This is a genomic window from Sphingomonas sp. Leaf22 (genome assembly GCF_001421715.1).
In the GTDB taxonomy this organism is placed as follows: Bacteria; Pseudomonadota; Alphaproteobacteria; order Sphingomonadales; family Sphingomonadaceae; genus Sphingomonas.
Map to the genome: position 1 here is coordinate 14,358 of NZ_LMKP01000001.1, position 17,857 is coordinate 32,214.

Below are 17,857 nucleotides of genomic sequence, written 5' to 3' on the forward strand. Positions count from 1 at the left end.
GGTCCCCCTCCCCGTGCCGGGGAGGATTTAACGTTCGACCCGTGTCACGTGGCCCATCTTGCGGCCGGGGCGGGCTTCGTTCTTGCCGTAAAGATGAAGGTGCGCGCCGGGTTCGGTCAGCAGCGCCTGCCACTGGTCGACATCGTCGCCGATCAGATTGGTCATCTTGACCCGCGTTCCGGTGAGGTCGGTGCCGCCGAGCGGCAGGCCCAGCACCGCGCGGACATGGTTCTCGAACTGCGACGTCTCCGCACCTTCGATCGTCCAGTGGCCGGAATTATGGACGCGCGGGGCCATTTCGTTGAACACCGCGCCGTCGGCCCCGCAGAAGAATTCTAGCGTCAGCACGCCGACATGGTCGAGCGCGTCGGCCACCTTGCAGGCCAGCGCCTCGGCCTCGGCGCGCCACGGTTCGATCGACGGGGCGGGAACGGTCGAGGTGTCGAGGATGCCGTCCTTGTGGACATTCGCCGGCGACGGATACAGCGCGACCGCGCCATCGACACCGCGTGCCAGCACGACCGAGAATTCCTGTTCGAAGTCGACGAACGCTTCGAGGATCGCCGGTCCGCCGCCGATCGCCAGCCACGCCGCGCTGGCATCGGCGGCGGACAGCAGCCGTGCCTGCCCCTTGCCATCATAGCCGAAGCGGGTGGTCTTGAGCACCGCCGGACAGCCGACGGCGTCGATCGCCGCGTCGAGTGCGGCGCGGTCGGACACGTCGGCCCAGCGGGCGGGACGGCCGCCAAGTCCCTCGACGAAACGCTTTTCGCGGACCCGGTCCTGCGCGACCGCGAGCGAGCGGGCCGACGGGCGGACCTTGTCGCCCAGCGCCTCGATCGGGGCGGCGGCGATATTCTCGAATTCGTAGGTGACGACGTCGACCTGCCGGGCGAAGGCGCGCAACGCGTCGATATCGTCATAGTCGCCGCGGCTGTGCGCGAAGGCGATGTCGTTGGCCGGACCGCTGTCGGGGGCATAGACATGGATGCGGTAGCCGAGCTGCGCGGCGGCGACGCCGATCATCCGGCCGAGCTGACCCGATCCGATGATGCCGATCGTCGATCCGGGGGGCAGCGGGATCATTGCGGATCGATCGCCACGCCATCGGTCTGCGCGGACCGCCACGCGTCGAGCCGTTCGGCCAGCGCATCGTCGGCGGTGGCGAGGATCGAGGCGGCGAGCAGGCCGGCGTTGATCGCCCCCGCCTTGCCGATCGCCAGCGTGCCGACCGGCACGCCGCCGGGCATCTGCACGATCGACAACAGGCTATCCATGCCCTTCAGTGCGTGCGATTCGACGGGCACGCCCAGTACGGGCAAGCGGGTCATTGACGCGACCATGCCCGGCAGGTGGGCCGCGCCGCCGGCACCGGCGATCACGACCTTCAGCCCGCGTTGAACCGCGGTCGTCGCATAGTCGACCAGCCGGGCGGGGGTGCGGTGCGCAGAGACGACCTTCGTCTCATGCGGAACGCCGAGTTTGGTCAGGGTTTCGGCGGCGTGGCGCATCGTCTCCCAATCGGAAGTGCTGCCCATGATGATGCCGACCAACGGTGCGTCGTTCATTGTCTGCCCGTAACGCTTGGGGGAGGGCGCTGCTTAGGCAAGGGGCCGAAACAGGGCAAGCGGAAGGATGCCGCAGCGGCGTATTCCAATGCCCAAAGGTCACAAAGGTCACACTCGTGCGCAGTTTGTGCGGTGGATGTTTTGTCAGGTCAAAGAGCAGCGGCCGGGATTTGGGGCCGGCAGGGAGTTTGGCGGGGTTTTTACGTGTAGGACAGGGTTTTTTGTTGCCGTCGCTCGGCCCGCGTATTGCGTCACCCCGGACTTGATCGGGACTTGAGCGAACGTACCGATTCCTGCCCCCTGCCGGACCCCCGCGGAGGCGGGGGTCCAGGGTCCCGATCGCAAGCCGTTGTTTTGCTGGGCTCTGGACCCCCGCCTGCGCGGGGGTACGGCGCGTTTTCGGCTAAGCCGGCAACTTTCGTACAGGTCCCAACTTGATCCGGGGTCCCGCTTCTTCGCTGCGGTCGATCAGAAGCGGGACCTTGGGGTGACGGGTTATCGGGACGTCGCGCCCTCCTCAGGAAGCGGCTTGAACGCGCTTACCGCTCGCTGAGGTAATAGCGGTCGGTCGGCGTCAGGTCGTCGGCCAGTTCGTACACGATCGGCTGGCCGGTCGGGATTTCGAGGCCGGTGATCTCGTCATCGGGAATGCCCGACAGATGCTTCACCAGCGCGCGCAGCGAGTTGCCGTGCGCCGAGATCAGGACGCGCTTGCCGGCCTTCAGTTCGGGGGCGATGCGGCTTTCCCAATAAGGGAGGACGCGGTCGATCGTGTCCTTCAGGCTTTCGGTCTGCGGAATGTCGATCCCGGCATAGCGGCGGTCGGCCGACAGGTCCCATGGGCTGTCGGCTTCGGGCAGCGGCGGCGGCACGTCGAAGCTGCGACGCCAGATCTTGACCTGTTCGTCGCCATGGCGTGCGGCGGTCTCCGCCTTGTCGAGCCCGGTCAGGCCGCCATAATGCCGCTCGTTCAAACGCCAGTCCTTTTCGACCGGCAGCCACAGGCGGCCCATCGCCTCCAGCGCGAGGTTGAGCGTCTTGATCGCGCGCGTCTGATAGCTGGTGAAGCAGACGTCGAAATCATGGCCCTTTTCGGCGAGCAACTCGCCCGCAGCCTTGGCTTCGCCCTCGCCCTTCTCGGTCAGGTTGACGTCCCACCAGCCGGTGAAGCGGTTTTCGAGATTCCAGGCGGACTGGCCGTGGCGGATCAGGACGAGCGTGGGCATGTGGCCTCCATTGCGGTTGTCGGGGTCGCGACTAGCCTAAAGCGGGCGGGAGAGGAACCGGTTGAAGGCGGTCGCAACGTAGCCACCCAAGGGCGGGCAGGGCACGAAGCCGTTGCGGGCGTACAGCCGGTGGGCCGCATCGAACATCGTACCGGTGCCGGTTTCGAGCAGCAGGCGGGTCAGGCCTGCCGCGCGCGCATGGCCGATGATGTGGTCGAGAATCGCCTGCGCGGTGCCACGACCGCGTGCCGCGGGATTGGTACGCATCGATTTCACCTCGCCCGTACCGTCGTCGAGCGTGCGCAAGGCACCGCAGCCGAGCAGGTCGTCGCCGTCCCACGCGGTGAAGAACGCGATGTCGGGCGTCGCCAGCCCCGACAGGTCGAGCGCATAGACGCTGCCCGGCGGCGAACTGGCGTGCATATCGGCCAGATGCGCCGCCAGCAGCGCGGCAGTCGCCGGATGGTCGAGGCCTCCCGGACGGACGATCACCGCGTGATGTCCGCCAGCACTTCCAGCCAGCTATGCGCCAGCCGTTTCGACCGTTCGGGCGACCAGCCGAATTCGGGATCGGGATTGGGATCGTGATCCTTGAACGGCATTTCCAGCGTCATGCCGAGCGCGCCGAACCGGTTGGCGAGCTGATTGGTCGACATCGACAGGTTCGCCCGGCCGGCGGCCGATATGGGATAGCCGAGCTTGGTCTGGAAATCGGGCGTAGCCGCCGCCCATGCCGCACCGAACGCGGTGAAGCGCGCGCCATGCTCGTCGGTCCAGTTGGGGATGCCTTCGTAGCCGGCGATGAAGTTGGCGGGGATCGCTTCGTCGCCATGGACGTCGATGGCGATGTCGACGCCGGTTTCGTCCATGCGGCCGAGGACGCACAGCACTTCGGGGCTGCGCTCGGCCGAGGGGGCGTGCCATTCGCGGTTAAGGTTCACGCCCGCGGCATTGGTGCGCAGATGGCCGCGATACGACCCGTCGGGGTTCATGTTGGGGACGCAGTGGAAGGTCATGCGCTGCCGCAGATCGGCGGCAACCGCGTCGGCCGGATCGGTCAGGCGTTCGAGCAGCCCCTCCATGAACCATTCGCACATCGATTCGCCGGGATGCTGGCGGGCATAGGCCCAGACCTGCAACGGGCCATTGCCGAGCGTCAGATAATCGATCGCGCGACCATCGAGGCTCTGGCCCAGTTCGCAGTGGGCGACTCCCGGCAGTGCTGCGATGCGCGCGATCAGGTCGTCATGGCGGTCCATGGTATAGGGCGCGAAATACGCGAACCACGCGAGATCGGTGTCGAAGGTCGCGTTGAAGGTGAGGACGCCGTCGGCATAGCCGGTATCGACCTGTCGCCATGCCGTGCGGTTGGTGCTCATCCGCGTGGCGTAACCGGGCCAGCCGAACGCATAGGCCGATCCACCGGCGTTGACGACGCGGAAGGTCAGCGTCCGCCCGCGGGCGCCGGCGACGCGGAAATGGAACCATTGGTAGAAGTCGGACGCGTGGTCGGCGACGATCTCCAGATCGATCACGTCGCCCTGAATGGCGACCAGGCGGATATTGCCGCTGTCGAACGCGGCGTTGATGGTGATGCTCATTTCACCGTCGTAGTGATTCCCGACTCGCCTGGAAAGTTGCGGAACATCGCGTTCGCCAGACGATCCGCCTGGAACACCGGCTGCGCGCCCGGCGTGTTTTCGAGCGAATCGGTGACTGCACGTGCTTCCCAGATGGTTGTCGAATCGCTGCGGCGGCGAATCTGGACCATCATTTCCGTCCCGACGACTTCGCGCTGTCCGCCGCCGATGCCGAACCCGACTCCGCCGCCCAGACCGACTCCACCGCCGCGCCAGCCACCGCCGCCACCGCCCGCGCCGATGCCGATCGACACCGGCGGTCGCTTCTCGACGAAACCGCGGGTGGCGCGGGTGAAGCCGACCGAAACGATCAGGTCGGACGGGCCGGTGCCGGCGCGGACGAAGCCGATCTTTTCCATCTCGCGACCGACGGCGTTGGCGTAGTTCTGGAATTCGGGGCTGACACTGCCGTTGGTCGACAGCGGTTCGAGCGAGAAGCTGCCCCGCGCGACCGGCTGGTTGAGGTGGAAGCGGGTGACATCGACCGGGCGGACGCGCGATCCGGTGGTGGTACAGCCCGATGCGAGTACCGCCGCCACGGCCATCACCCCGATCCCGAACGCCTTGTTCATGCGACTCACCTTCGTTTACGACACGACCGATTGCTGAAATGCCAAACGCGTATCGGCCACGGAAGGGTTCATTGCGCTGGTGTTTCGATCGGACGCCGTTCCGCTCTTGACGAACGGCCCGGCCGGCGATAGCTGGACGCCATCTTTTCCGGCCGTGCGAGCGGCCCTTTTGCCGTTTGAGAGCCGTGACATGAAGATCGTCAATTCGCTGAAGTCGCTCAAGGATCGCCACCGGGACAACCGCGTGATCCGCCGTCGCGGCCGTATCTACGTCATCAACAAGACCAACCGCCGTTTCAAGGCCCGCCAGGGCTGATTCGCGGTCGGTGCGGCCCGATCGGGCTGTGCCGGTGGGTGATTCGGACAGGCATCTGACCCTTGGTGGGTCGGGTGCCTTTTCGTGTTGTGGGTTTGGCGAATTTCATTCTTGGTGTGCAGGCGGGAAGCCATAGACGCTGCTGCTTCGGTCAGACCAGCGACGTCGGCGTGTTTGGACCCCCGCCTGGGCGAGGGTGACGAGAGGAAGTACATCGTCCGGGAAGACCCACGGACGGGGCCTTAGATCGTCCCTTGCGACGCGGCGTTTCGCGGCAGTTTCGGTTCGGAACAGGCGATCAGGACGCGCAATTCCTTGCTCGATCCGAACGGGCGGGTCGCGCGGCCGGTCGGTACCTTCGCCAGTTCGATCCGGAGCGGCGCGGGCAAGGCGGCATAGGGGACGTTCGGACGCGAGGTGAGGGTGCCGGAAAAGATCCGGTCCTCCCGGTAGCGTGCTGCGACGCGGGCGGCGTCGGGGCAGGCGCGGATCGTGCGGGTGTCGGCGGTGAAGGTCGCGACGGCTTTGGCCCGGTCGGCAGCGCTCAGCGGCTCGGGCAGGCGGACTTCGAATTGCAGCAGGTCGATGCGGCGCTGATCGAATACGGGCGGCCGCGCCGCCTGCGCGACGAAGGCCAGCGCGACCAGCGCCGCGATCATGCGGGGACCGCCGTGCCCGCCGATCCGACCGCGGCCGCTGCGGCAGCCGTCGCGTCGTCGAGTACCGTCCAGCCCGCCGGTCCGAGGATTTCGAGCGGGCGGAACTTGGTCTTGTAGGTCATGCGCGGCGATCCCTGCACCCAATAGCCGAGATAGACATAGGGCAAGCCGGTGGCGCGCGCACGGCGGATATGGTCGAGGATGATGAACGTGCCGAGGCCGGCGCGCGCTTCGGGATCGGTTTCAAAGAAGCTGTAGACCATCGACAGCCCGTCGGCCTGTTCATCGGTGATGCACGCGCCGACCAGCCTGCCGGGTACGCCGTCGACCGAAGGTTCGCGATATTCGATCACCCATGAGCTGACCGGCGAATGTTCGACCATGTCGGCGAAATCGGTTTCGTCCATCGCGGTCATGCCGCCGCCGGGATGCCGCACCGACAGATAGCGCCGCAGCAGGCGGAATTGTTCGTCGGTCGCCCATGGCTTGCACGCGCGGATGTCGAGATCGGCATGGCGGCGCATCAGCTTGCGCTGGGTCGCGTTCATCGTGAAGTCGCTGGCGACGACCCGCACCGACACGCAGGCGCTGCACCCGACGCAGCTGGGGCGATAGGCGACCGACTGGCTGCGGCGAAACCCGATCCGGCCGAGCGCATCGTTCAGTTCGTCGGCATGGGGCCCGTTGAGTTCGGTGAACACCTTCCGCTCCTGCCGCCCCGGCAGATAGGGGCAGGGCGCGGGCGAGGTGACGAAGAAGCGGGGGAAACGAAACGGCGCGGTCACCCAGGGTTCCTTCGATCAGACATGCCGAACGGGCGTAGCGCCGGAGATATGGCGATTATCCTAACCGACGGAAAGCGGGTCACGATTGTTTATCCGCGTGACCGCTTCCCGTTCCGGAACATCGGGCGCTAGGCCAGCTCGACCGTGCTGACCTCATAACCGCCGGCGCGCAGGCCGTCGATCAGCCGGTCGAGATGGTCGCGGTCGCGCGTCTCGCACTCGATGTCGGTGATGAGGCCCTTGGCCGGCAACGTCGTGAAGACGCGCTGGTGATAGACTTCGATGATGTTGACGGTGTGTTCGTGGAAGATCTTCGCGACGTGGAACAGCGCGCCGGGGCGGTCCTGCAACCGGATGCGCAGACGGGCGAGACGACCCGACCGGGCGAGATCGCGCAGCAGGACGTTGGCGAGCAGGCGGGTGTCGATATTGCCGCCGCACAGCACGATGCCGACGGTCTTGCCCCTGAACCGCTGTCCATGGCCGAGCAGCGCGGCGAGACCGGCGGCACCGGCTCCCTCGACCACGGTCTTTTCGATCTGGACCAGCAGGCTGACGGCTTCTTCCAGCTGGCGTTCGCTGACGAGTACGATGTCATCGACCAGCGCCGCCACGACTTGCGCGGTCAGGCCGCCGGGCTGCTTGACCGCGATCCCCTCCGCCAGCGTATCGCCCGCGCACTCCATCGTGGTGCCGTGCAGGCGGTTGTACATCGACGGGAACAGTTCGGCCTGCACGCCGACGACCTCGATCCTGCGATCGGCCGCGCGGGCGACGGTCGCCATGCCGCTGATGAGGCCGCCGCCGCCGATCGGCACGACCAGCGTGTCGATATCGGGCACGTCCTCCAGCATTTCGAGCGCGACGGTGCCCTGGCCCGCCATGATCCGGGCGTCGTCGAACGGGTGGACGAAGGTCAGGCCCTGTTCGGCCTCCAGCTTCAGGGCATGGGCATAGGCCGCATCGAAGGTTTCGCCCTCCAGCACGACGGTCGCGCCATGGCTCTGCGTCTGCATGACCTTCACGGTCGGAGTCGGGCGCGGCATCACGATGGTGACAGGCACGCCCAGCCGGTTGCCGTGATAGGCAAGGCCCTGCGCATGGTTGCCGGCGGAGGCGGCGATAACGCCCTTGGCACGGGTGGCCTCGTCGAGTTGCAGCAGGGTATTGAGCGCGCCGCGTTCCTTGTAAGCGGCGGTGAACTGAAGGTTTTCGAATTTCAGATAGACGGTCGCGCCGGTCAGGTCGGACAGGGTCCGGCTGATGAGCGTCGGCGTGCGCACGATCGAGCCGCCGATCCGCATCGCCGCGGTACGAACATCGTCGACGGTGAGGGGCAGGGCGGACGGAGCGATCGGGTTGGTAGCCATCGCGGGCGGGTAGCCGATTTGGCGGACAAGGGGAACCCGTCGACCCGGCGCGCGTCTGCTTGGGTGACATCGCTCCAGCCGGAAAGCCGAACCATGACCGATACCGATCGCCGCACCTTCGTGGCGGGCGCCGCCCTTGCCGGCGTGGCCGCCAGTGCCGCGCCTGCCGTCGCGCAGGGCACGCAGCCGACCACCGCCGCTGCCGCCGCCTATCCCAAGCCGCCGTTTCCGGTGCAGCGCCAGCCATGGCCGGGGCTGGCATCAAAGATGAGCCCGCGGCCCGACCATGGCGAGCAAAGCTATAAGGGATCGGGTCGACTGACGGGCAAGAAGGCGCTGATTACCGGCGGGGACAGCGGCATCGGTCGCGCTGCGGCCATCGCCTATGCCCGCGAAGGCGCGGATGTCGCGATCAACTACCTGCCCGCCGAAGAACCTGATGCCCGCGAAGTCGTCGCGCTGATCCGTGCGGCGGGGCGCAAGGCGGTGGCGATCCCCGGCGACCTGCGCAACGAAGGCTTTTGCCGGCAACTGGTCCAGCAGGCGGCGGCGCAGCTGGGCGGGCTCGACATTCTCGTCAACAATGCCGCGCGGCAGCAGACCCGGCCCGATATCGCGTCGATTTCGTCACAGGATTTCGACGATACGATGAAGACCAACGTCTATGCCCCGTTCTGGCTGACCAAGGCAGCGGTCGAGCGGATGGGGGCGGGGTCGGTGATCGTGAATACCTCGTCCGAGCAGGCAGGTGATCCATCGCCCGATATCGTCGATTACGCGCTGACCCGCGCCGCGGTGCTGAACTTTACCAAGGCGATGGCCAAGCAACTGGCGGCGAAGGGGATTCGCGTGAATGCGGTCGCGCCGGGACCGTTCTGGACGCCGTTGCAGGTCAGCGGCGGCGCTACGCCCGAAAAGCAGCAGACGTTCGGGAAGAGCAGTCCGCTGGGGCGGCCGGGCCAGCCGGCCGAGATTGCCGGGCTGTATGTCGCGGCGGCCGATCCGGCGAACAGCTTTTCGACGGGGCAAATTTTCGGGGCGACCGGTGGGGGTGGGCAGCCGGCTTGATATAGCCCCTTACGGTAGCCCTCCCTTCGAAGGCGGGAGTCTATACGCGCCGATGTCAGCGATAGAGTTGAAACGTTAGCGCATATGGATTCCCGCCTGCGCGGGAATGACGAGGCGCGCGCGGGAATGACGATGGGGCTGGGCGAACCGTACGCCTGACACATCTCCCCTTTCCCATGGCCTGCTAAGTCCATAGATCCGACGCCCATGGCAAAACTCGCATTCATCGGCACCGGCGTCATGGGCGCGCCCATGGCCGGGCACCTCTTTTCCGCCGGCCATCAGGTCACCGTCTATAACCGTACCCGCGCCAAGGCGGAGGCGTGGGCAGCGAAGCACGGCGGCGAGGTGGCCGATACCCCGGCGGCGGCCGTCTCGGGGGCGGAGGCGGTGTTCGCCTGTGTTGGCAACGACGACGATCTGCGGCAGGTGACGTTGGGTACCGATGGCGCGTTCGGCGCGATGCAGGCGGGCGCGCTGTTCGCCGATCATACCACCGTGTCGGCCGCGATCGCGCGCGAACTGGCCGAGGCGGGGGCGGCCAAGGGGCTGCTGGTCCTCGACGCGCCGGTGTCCGGCGGACAGGCCGGGGCCGAGAATGGCAAGCTGTCGATCATGTGCGGGGGCAGCGCGGAGGCGTTCGCCGCTGCCGAGCCGCTGATGCAGGCCTATGCGCAGCGGATCGTGCATGTCGGCGACGCGGGTGCGGGGCAGACGACCAAGATGGTCAACCAGATCTGCATCGCGGGCGTGCTGGGCGGCCTGTCCGAAGCATTGCGGTTCGCGCAAGGCTCGGGCCTCGATCTCGACAAGGTGCTGGAAGCGGTATCGGGCGGGGCGGCGCAAAGCTGGCAGATGGTCAATCGCTGGCCGACCATGGCGCAGGATCAGTTCGATTTCGGGTTCGCGATCGACTGGATGCGTAAGGATCTGGGGCTCGCGCTCGACGAATCGCGGCGCAACGGCGCGACGCTGCCGGTGACGGCGCTGGTCGACCAATTCTATGCCGAGGTGCAGGCCATGGGTGGCGGGCGGCAGGATACCAGCGCGCTGGTGCGAAGGATCGCGAAATGATTCGCCATGCCCTGACCGTCGCCGCGCTGCTCTTGGCCGGGACCGCGCAGGCTGACGGGCTGGTCGACAACATCAACGGCGTCGCGCTGGATTCGCAGGGGAAGGTGGTGCGGTTCGGCGGCATCCTGATCGACCGCGAGGGCAAGGTCGTGCGGCTGGTGCCCAAGGGCGAGAAGGCCCCGAAGAAGCTCGACTGGCGCAGCGACATGGGCGGGCGGGTCGTGATGCCCGGCATGATCGACGCGCATGGCCATGTGATGTCGCTCGGCTATCGTGCGCTCGAACTCGACCTGTCGAATACGAAGTCGCTGGCCGATGCGCAGGCGGCGATCCAGTCCTATGCGCGCAGCAACGGCAACCGGCAGTGGATCGTCGGCGGTGGCTGGAATCAGGAGGCATGGGGGCTGGGCCGGTTCCCGACCGCGGCCGAACTGGATGCGGCGGCCGGGGACAAGCCGGTGCTGCTCGAACGTGCCGATGGCCATGCGGTGTGGGCGAACGGCGCGGCGATGAAGGCGGCGGGGATCACGGCGAAGACCGTCGCCCCGGCGGGCGGGCGCATCGAATTGCTGCCGAACGGACAGCCATCGGGCGTGTTCGTCGACAATGCCGCCAGCCTGTTCGATGCCGCCAAACCCAAACCGTCGCCGCGCGAACGCAATGCCGCGTTCCTGAAGGCGCAGGACATGCTGCTGTCGAACGGCATCACCGCGACGGCGGACATGGGAACGTCGGTCGACGACTGGCTGGTGTTCCGGCGAATGGGCGATATCGGCCAGTTGCGCGTGCGGATCATGAGCTATGCCGCGGGCCTCGAACCGGCGCTGACGATCGCCGGCGCGGGGCCGACGCCGTGGCTGTATGGCGACCGGCTGCGCATGGGTGGGATCAAGCTGTATGCCGATGGCGCGCTGGGGTCGCGCGGAGCGTGGCTGAAGGCACCCTATGCCGACGCGCCCAAGCAGAGCGGGCTGTCGTTCATCAACGATACGACGCTGCTGAACCTGTTGAGCCGCGGCACGATGGACGGGTTCCAGTTCGCCATCCATGCGATCGGCGACCGCGCGAACCGGCAGGTGCTCGACGCGATCGACGAACTGGCGGCGTCGTACAAGGACGATCGCCGCTGGCGGATCGAACATGCGCAGGTGCTCGACCCGGCCGATCTGCCAAGGCTGGGTAAAAACGGCATCATCGCGTCGATGCAGCCGGTCCATGCCACCGGCGACCGGACGATGGCCGAGGCGCGGCTGGGGCCGGCGCGGCTGACCGGGGCCTATGCATGGGCGACGGTGCTGCGGGATGGCGGGCGGCTGGCGTTCGGATCGGACTATCCGGTCGAACATCCGAACCCGTTCATCGGCTGGGCGGCGGCGTTCACGCGCGAGGACGCCAATGGCCAGCCGCCGGGCGGGTGGCGTCCCGAGGAAAAGGTGACGCGCGAACAGGCGTGGAAGGCGTTCACGCAGGATGCGGCGTTCGCCGGGTTCGCCGAACAGCGGTTCGGATCGCTGCTGCCGGGGCAGAAGGCCGATTTCCTGGTCGTCGATCGCGATCCGGTGGCGGCGAGTGCGGCCGACCTGCGCGCGACCAGGGTCATCGAAACCTGGGTCGGCGGGTACAAGGCGTGGCCGATCGTCGAGAAGGCGAAGGCCGAGGCCGGGCGGTAAGCGCTGGTTCGGGCCGGCGCATTTCAATCCTCCCCGCCCCGCGGGGAGGGGGACCGCCGCGAAGCGGTGGTGGAGGGGGTGTGCCACGCAACGCAACCGTGCCGTACGCGGACAGCCCCCTCCACCATGCTGTGCATGGTCCCCCTCCCCGTGCCGGGGAGGATTTGGTAAGCGAAATGGGTTAGATCGGTCGTCTAACAGGAGGATCGATGCAGGCGTCTTGGCGGACCGGAGTAGGGATTGCGTTGCTGGTCGGCGTCGCGGGTGCGGCGGCCGGCGGGGCGGCGTTGGTACTGCGGGCCGAGCAGGTGGCGCCGCCAGCTCCGAAGCGGATTGATTCGGTGGCTGGCGCGCCGGTCGTGCAAGCGAAGCCCATGCCGACGCCCGCAGCTTCCGCTTCATCGATCGTCAGACCCGAGGCGATGGTCGTGCGCCGCGTACTGCCGATCGAGGGGCCGTTCACCCATGGCCGTTGGGTTTGGGACGAGGATGGGGCACCGGCATCAGGGCCGTTGGTCGTGACCATCGACCTCGATGCGCAGGTGTTGTCGGTGTTCCGCGATGGCTATGAGATCGGCGCGGCGGTGGTGCTGTACGGGGCGGACTGGAAACCGACGCCGCTCGGCGCGCTGAAGATCACCGAGAAGGATGCGGACCATGTCAGCAACCTGTACGACGCGCCGATGCCGTACATGTTGCGGCTGACCACTGACGGCATTTCGATCCATGGCAGCGATGTGCAGGAGGGGGGCGCGACCCATGGCTGCATCGGCGTCCCCACCGCCTTTGCAAAGAAGCTGTTCGGCGCGGCGCGGGTGGGCGATCGGGTGATCATCACCAACGGCAAGCGGTTGGCGATGGGTGGGGCGATTACGTAGGACCGATCGATATTCAGTCATAACCACGGAATTTGGTCATTCCCGCGCAGGCGGGAATCCATGGACGCCGAGGGTTTGGCTGAATCCGCGACGATGGCGTGTATGGACTCCCGCCTTCGCGGGAGTGACGAAAGGTGATGGAACGCTATTCCTGCGCCGAGCGAACTGCATAGCGTTCCCGCTGAGGGTTTTGCGGTGATGGCGATGGGCTCGTCGCACCGGGGATGATCGAGACATCGGCAGGGCCGCTGACAAAGGCCGTTCTTGTGCTTGGCTCTGGACCCCCGCCTGCGCGAGGGTACGGTCACGCAGTGGTCGGGCGCGACCTTTGCATTGGGCCCGGCTTGGTGCGGGGTCGCCCTTTTTATGGTAATCGGTACAAAGCGGGCCCCGGATCAAGTCCGGGGCAACGGGTGGTTATAGCGCTTCGGCCTGCAATAATCGGGAGCGTCCGCGTCGGTCCGAGATTTCGTCGGTCCCAAACCGCCCGAAAACGCAATCGCCCCGTCTTTCGCCGAGGCAACATTGCGCGCGGGGGAGGTCGCCGCCGGGTCGTCAGGCGACGGCGGCTTCGCTCACTTCTTCGGGTTCGCGCAGCACATAGCCACGGCCCCAGACGGTTTCGATATAGTTCTCGCCTTCGCAGGCCATGCTGAGCTTCTTGCGCAACTTGCAGATGAAGACGTCGATGATCTTGAGTTCCGGTTCGTCCATCCCGCCATAGAGATGGTTGAGGAACATTTCCTTGGTCAGCGTCGTGCCCTTGCGCAGCGAGAGCAGCTCGAGCATCGCATATTCCTTGCCGGTCAGATGGACCCGCGCGCCGTCGACGTCGACCGTCTTGGCATCGAGGTTCACCGATAGCTTGCCGGTGCGGATCACCGACTGGGAATGCCCCTTCGACCGGCGGACGACGGCGTGGATGCGCGCGATCAGTTCCTCGCGGTGGAACGGCTTGGTCACATAATCATCGGCGCCGAAGCCGAACGAACGGACCTTCGAATCCATTTCATCGATGCCCGACAGGATCAGGACCGGCGTCTGCACCCGGGCGACCCGCAGCTTCTTCAGCACGTCATAGCCGTGCATGTCGGGCAGGTTCAGGTCGAGCAGAATGATGTCGTAATCGTACAGCTTGCCCAGATCGAGGCCTTCCTCGCCCAGATCGGTCGTGTAGATATTGAACCCTTCGGTCGTCAGCATGAGCTCGATCGCCTTGGCGGTATTCGGCTCGTCCTCGATCAGTAGCACGCGCATCGGCAGTCCCCCGTTTCGCGGCACGCGTTCCAAAACCCTGCGCGCGACCAAAACATTAACGTAAACACCTCTGAACGCAAAAGGTTAATTTCCCACTAATGTGAAATGTTCCCTAAAATCTGTTGGTTAAGTTGGGCGCATGATTCCCCTTCTAATCACGGGGGCAAAGCGTCCGGAAGCGGCTGGAAAAAAAGTCGATCAGCACCGCGACACGGGCCGGACGCAGCGTGCCGGGCGGGGTCAGCAGGTGCAACGCGACCGCCCCGTTCGACCAGTCGGGCAGCGCTGGTTCGAGCAGACCGGCGGCGATATCGGCATCGACCAGAAAGTCGGGAAGGCGCGCGACACCGAGACCGAGGCGGAGCGCGGGCAACATCGCCTCGCCATTGTTCACCGCCAGCGGGCCGCCGGGCCGGACGCTCACTTCCTCTTCGCCGCGCCGGAAATGCCAGAGCGGGTTGGGCATGTTGGTGTAGCGGAAACAGGCATGACTGCTGAGATCGGCGGGATGGGTGGGGCGGCCCCGCGCCTGCCAATAGTCCGGCGAGGCGACGATCCGTACCGCAACCGGACCCAGCCGCCGCGCGCGCAGTGAGCTGTCGGGCAGTTCGGCGATGCGCAGCGCGATGTCGATGCCATCGGCGACGATGTCGACCTTGGCGTCGGACAGGGTCAGGTCGATCTCGACGCCCGGATGCGCCTTCAGAAAGTCGGCGACGGCCGGGGCGACATGGGTCTGGCCGAACGACATCGGTGCCGCGACCCGCACCAGCCCGGTCGGGGCGGCGGCGGCGTCGCGCGCCTGTTCCTCCGCCGCCTGTGCCTCGGCAAGGATGCGGCCGGCACGTTCCGCCAGCGATTGACCGGCGTCGCTCAGCGTCAGCCGGCGCGAGGTGCGGTGGAACAGGGTGGTGCCGAGCGACACTTCCAGCCGGGCGACGGCTTTCGACACCGTCGCCTTCGATACACCGATCGACTGGGCGGCGGCGCTGAACGAGCGATGCTCGACCACGCAGGCGAACATCGCCCATGCTTCGAAATCAGGAAGCCGCATATACCCTCCATCACGAAACGATCGGTTTCCGACGTTTCCATTTACGTCATGATCGCGGTGCTTATCTTGGGGGTCAAGCAAGGAGATCGACGATGATCGACAAACGTGACTTCACCAGCCTGGGCCATGCCGATCACGGTTGGCTGAACGCCCGCCATCATTTCAGCTTCGCCAACTATTACGACCCGCAGCGGATGGGCTGGGGCGCGATCCGGGTGTGGAACGACGACGAGATCGCCGCCAACAGCGGTTTTCCGGCGCATCCGCACAAGGACATGGAAATCATCACCTATGTCCGGTCGGGCGCGATCACCCATCAGGATTCGCTGGGGAACAAGGGCCGCACGGCGGCGGGCGACGTGCAGGTGATGAGCGCCGGGACCGGCGTGCGCCATGCCGAATATAATCTGGAGCCGGAAACGACCCGCATCTTCCAGATCTGGATCGAACCGCGCCAGAAGGGCGGCGCGCCGACCTGGGGCGCCAAGCCGTTTCCCAAGGGCGAACGCTCCGGTAAGTTCGTCGTGCTGGCCAGCGGTTTCGACGATGACGGCGATGCGCTGCGCATCCGTGCCGACGCCCGCGTGCTGGGCGCGACGCTGAAGGCCGGGGAAAGCGTGGAACATAGCGTGGGGGCAGGGCGTCACGCCTATCTGGTCGCGGCAACCGGCGCGATCACCATCGACGGAGTCGCCTTCGAGGCGCGCGACGGTGCCGCGCTGGTCGGCGGGCAGACCGTCACCATCACCGCGACCAGGGACGCCGAAATCGTCCTGGTCGATTCCGAATAACCGAACAACCGAACGGGAGTATCGCCACATGGCCAAGGTTCTGGTGCTGTATTATTCGTCCTATGGGCATATCGCGAAGATGGCCGACGCCGTTGCCGAAGGCGTCCGTTCGGGCGGGGCCGACGTCGATGTCCGCCGCGTCCGCGAGACGGCCCCAGACGAGGTCGCCAAGTCGGCGGGCTTCGTCGTTGCCGATCATCACGCGTTGCTGACCGATCCCAACGAACTGACCAACTATGACGCGATCGTCGTTGGGACCGGCACGCGTTATGGCCGGATGTCGAGCCAGATGGCCGCGTTCTGGGACACGACCGGCGGCGTGTGGGCGAAGGGCGGACTGGTCGGCAAGATCGGCGGTGCCTTCACCTCGACCGCGACCCAGCATGGCGGGCAGGAAACCACGCTGTTCTCGATCATCACCAACCTGATGCATCATGGGCTGACCATCGTCGGGCTCGACTATGCCTATGAAGGCCATACCGGGCTGGACGAAGTGAACGGCAGCACGCCCTATGGCGCGTCGACGATCGCCGGCGGCGACGGCAGCCGTCAGCCGACCGAGATCGAACTGGGCGGTGCCCGGCATCAGGGCAAGCGGATCGCCGAACTCGCGGCCAAGGTGTTCGGATAAGAAGGAACGGGGCGGCCCACGGGTCGCCCCTTTTCCATCGACGGTGCGGCGGGTCGGAAATCAGCCCGGGCCATGACCGTAAATGGTTGGAATGGTAACGCTATCGGTTATCATCCCGTCAAAACAAGGACGGGAGAGGCGCGTGCGTAATTTGGGATGGATGGCCGTGGCGTTGGCGGCGGTAGCGGGAGCAGCGCCGGCGCAGCATCGTGCGGCACCGGTAGCGGGCAGCAACCCGATCATTCGCGACAAGTTCACTGCCGATCCCGCGCCGTTGGTCGTCGGCGACCGGCTGTACCTGTATGTCGGGCACGATCAGGCGGAACGCGATCAGATGTTCAACATGCGCGAATGGCTGGTCTATTCGACCACCGACATGCGCCACTGGACCGATCACGGCCCGATCCTGAAGGTTGCCGACTTCAAATGGGCGAAGGCCGATGCCTGGGCATCGCAGACGATCCAGAAGAACGGCAAATACTGGTTCTATGCCGCGGTCGAGCATGACGACACCCATCCGGGGAAGGCAATTGCGGTGGCGGTGTCGGACAAGCCGACCGGCCCGTTCGTCGATGCCAAGGGGTCGGCGCTGATCACCAACCAGATGACGCCGAAGGGCACGCATAGCTGGGAGGATATCGATCCGACCGTCTTCACCGACCGCGACGGGACGACGTGGATCGCATGGGGCAACCGGCAATGCTATATCGCGAAGCTCAAGCCCAACATGATCGAGATCGACGGGCCGATCACCGACATCACCCCGCCGCATTTCGAGGAAGGGCCGTGGCTGCACGAGCGGAACGGCACCTATTACCTGACCTACGCCTCGCTCGACCGGTCGAAGCATCGCGACGAACGTGTGTCCTATGCAACCGCGCCGTCGATCAAGGGGCCATGGACCTATCGCGGCGAGCTTACGGACTCGGGGAAATACAGCTTCACCATCCATCCCGGCATCGCGCAGTTCAAGGGCGACTGGTATCTGTTCCTGCACAACGCCACACTGGCGATCGGCGACCTGAACGGTGCGATCGGGCGGCGCGCGGTGACGGTCGAGCGGCTGTATTATAACCCGGACGGGACGATGAAGCCGGTCGTGCAGACCGATGCGGGGGTTACGGCCGCCAAGTAGGAAGAATGGGTTCGCGCGGAGGCGCGGAGGCGCAGAGAGGCTCGATCGTGGCGACCGATCCGCGAACGGTAGACCGGGTCTGCGGCTGCTACGAATGAGGCCCGCTGACGCGGGTGAGGTTGTCACGCGCGGAACTCCTCCGCGTCTCTGCGCCTCCGCGTGA

General features: G+C 66.2%; 19 protein-coding genes. 8 read left to right on the forward strand and 11 right to left on the reverse strand.

Features of this window, described 5'->3' with window-relative positions:
- Positions 1-27: 27 nt before the first annotated feature.
- The 6 genes from ASE70_RS00050 to ASE70_RS00075 all read right to left on the reverse strand — a co-directional run bounded on the left by ASE70_RS00050 (position 28) and on the right by ASE70_RS00075 (position 5,006).
- Complete coding sequence (locus tag ASE70_RS00050; protein WP_056500125.1) at positions 28-1,086, reverse strand: 5-(carboxyamino)imidazole ribonucleotide synthase; 1,059 nt, start codon at positions 1,084-1,086, stop codon at positions 28-30.
- Positions 1,083-1,568, reverse strand: a complete 486-nt coding sequence (gene purE / locus ASE70_RS00055; protein ID WP_055995641.1) for a 5-(carboxyamino)imidazole ribonucleotide mutase — start codon at positions 1,566-1,568, stop codon at positions 1,083-1,085. The genes ASE70_RS00050 and purE overlap by 4 nt, the downstream gene beginning before the upstream one ends.
- Positions 1,569-2,107: 539 nt before the next feature.
- The gene (gpmA, locus tag ASE70_RS00060; protein WP_056500129.1) at positions 2,108-2,794 is read right to left on the reverse strand and encodes a 2,3-diphosphoglycerate-dependent phosphoglycerate mutase; all 687 of its coding nucleotides are present in this window, start codon (positions 2,792-2,794) and stop codon (positions 2,108-2,110) included.
- Positions 2,795-2,830: 36 nt separating this feature from the next.
- Positions 2,831-3,286: a GNAT family N-acetyltransferase gene (locus ASE70_RS00065; RefSeq protein WP_056500132.1), complete on the reverse strand. Its 456-nt coding sequence runs from the start codon at positions 3,284-3,286 to the stop codon at positions 2,831-2,833.
- Positions 3,283-4,395, reverse strand: a complete 1,113-nt coding sequence (locus ASE70_RS00070; protein ID WP_056500136.1) for a M14 family metallopeptidase — start codon at positions 4,393-4,395, stop codon at positions 3,283-3,285. Before ASE70_RS00070 ends, ASE70_RS00065 begins: the two co-directional genes overlap by 4 nt.
- Entirely contained in the window at positions 4,392-5,006 is a 615-nt protein-coding gene (locus ASE70_RS00075; RefSeq protein WP_056500138.1) for a DUF4136 domain-containing protein, read from the reverse strand. Before ASE70_RS00075 ends, ASE70_RS00070 begins: the two co-directional genes overlap by 4 nt.
- Positions 5,007-5,196: 190 nt before the next feature.
- Here ASE70_RS00075 and ykgO point away from each other — a divergent pair, with 190 nt between their 5' ends.
- Positions 5,197-5,322 (forward strand): type B 50S ribosomal protein L36, encoded by a 126-nt coding sequence (ykgO, locus tag ASE70_RS00080; RefSeq protein WP_055755695.1) that lies wholly within the window; start codon positions 5,197-5,199, stop codon positions 5,320-5,322.
- 242 nt (positions 5,323-5,564) lie between these two features.
- Here the strand turns inward: ykgO and ASE70_RS00085 are convergent, their stop codons facing one another.
- The 3 genes from ASE70_RS00085 to ASE70_RS00095 form a co-directional block, all read right to left on the reverse strand.
- Entirely contained in the window at positions 5,565-5,981 is a 417-nt protein-coding gene (locus ASE70_RS00085; protein ID WP_056500140.1) for a hypothetical protein, read from the reverse strand.
- Positions 5,978-6,766 carry an arginyltransferase gene (locus tag ASE70_RS00090; protein ID WP_056401952.1) on the reverse strand — a complete coding sequence of 263 codons (789 nt, stop codon included), beginning with the start codon at positions 6,764-6,766 and terminating at the stop codon, positions 5,978-5,980. The genes ASE70_RS00085 and ASE70_RS00090 overlap by 4 nt, the downstream gene beginning before the upstream one ends.
- 128 nt (positions 6,767-6,894) lie before the next feature.
- A complete protein-coding gene (locus ASE70_RS00095) occupies positions 6,895-8,136 on the reverse strand; it encodes a threonine ammonia-lyase (RefSeq protein WP_056401955.1) in 1,242 nt (413 codons plus the stop codon).
- A 93-nt stretch (positions 8,137-8,229) separates the two neighbouring features.
- Here ASE70_RS00095 and ASE70_RS00100 point away from each other — a divergent pair, with 93 nt between their 5' ends.
- From ASE70_RS00100 to ASE70_RS00115, 4 genes are all read left to right on the forward strand, one after another.
- A complete protein-coding gene (locus tag ASE70_RS00100) occupies positions 8,230-9,204 on the forward strand; it encodes an SDR family oxidoreductase (RefSeq protein WP_056500143.1) in 975 nt (324 codons plus the stop codon).
- A 207-nt stretch (positions 9,205-9,411) separates the two neighbouring features.
- Positions 9,412-10,278, forward strand: a complete 867-nt coding sequence (locus tag ASE70_RS00105; RefSeq protein WP_056500146.1) for an NAD(P)-dependent oxidoreductase — start codon at positions 9,412-9,414, stop codon at positions 10,276-10,278.
- Positions 10,275-11,948, forward strand: a complete 1,674-nt coding sequence (locus ASE70_RS00110; protein ID WP_056500150.1) for an amidohydrolase — start codon at positions 10,275-10,277, stop codon at positions 11,946-11,948. The genes ASE70_RS00105 and ASE70_RS00110 overlap by 4 nt, the downstream gene beginning before the upstream one ends.
- Before the next feature lie 209 nt (positions 11,949-12,157).
- Positions 12,158-12,826, forward strand: coding sequence for a L,D-transpeptidase family protein (locus ASE70_RS00115; protein WP_056500153.1), 669 nt, complete (start codon positions 12,158-12,160; stop codon positions 12,824-12,826).
- 555 nt (positions 12,827-13,381) lie between these two features.
- On the opposite strand, the gene ctrA is transcribed toward ASE70_RS00115, so the two are convergent.
- Together ctrA and ASE70_RS00125 are read right to left on the reverse strand one after the other, a co-directional pair.
- Positions 13,382-14,083, reverse strand: coding sequence for a response regulator transcription factor CtrA (gene ctrA / locus ASE70_RS00120; RefSeq protein WP_056500155.1), 702 nt, complete (start codon positions 14,081-14,083; stop codon positions 13,382-13,384).
- Between the two features lie 151 nt (positions 14,084-14,234).
- Entirely contained in the window at positions 14,235-15,137 is a 903-nt protein-coding gene (locus ASE70_RS00125; protein WP_056500158.1) for a LysR family transcriptional regulator, read from the reverse strand.
- A gap of 92 nt (positions 15,138-15,229) precedes the next feature.
- Here ASE70_RS00125 and ASE70_RS00130 point away from each other — a divergent pair, with 92 nt between their 5' ends.
- The 3 genes from ASE70_RS00130 to ASE70_RS00140 all read left to right on the forward strand — a co-directional run bounded on the left by ASE70_RS00130 (position 15,230) and on the right by ASE70_RS00140 (position 17,694).
- Positions 15,230-15,928 (forward strand): pirin family protein, encoded by a 699-nt coding sequence (locus tag ASE70_RS00130; protein WP_056402991.1) that lies wholly within the window; start codon positions 15,230-15,232, stop codon positions 15,926-15,928.
- Between the two features lie 28 nt (positions 15,929-15,956).
- Positions 15,957-16,559 carry an NAD(P)H:quinone oxidoreductase gene (gene wrbA / locus ASE70_RS00135; protein ID WP_056500161.1) on the forward strand — a complete coding sequence of 201 codons (603 nt, stop codon included), beginning with the start codon at positions 15,957-15,959 and terminating at the stop codon, positions 16,557-16,559.
- A gap of 142 nt (positions 16,560-16,701) precedes the next feature.
- On the forward strand, positions 16,702-17,694 hold the full coding sequence (locus ASE70_RS00140; RefSeq protein WP_235512400.1) for a glycoside hydrolase family 43 protein: 993 nt from the start codon (positions 16,702-16,704) through the stop codon (positions 17,692-17,694).
- Positions 17,695-17,857 lie beyond the last annotated feature (163 nt).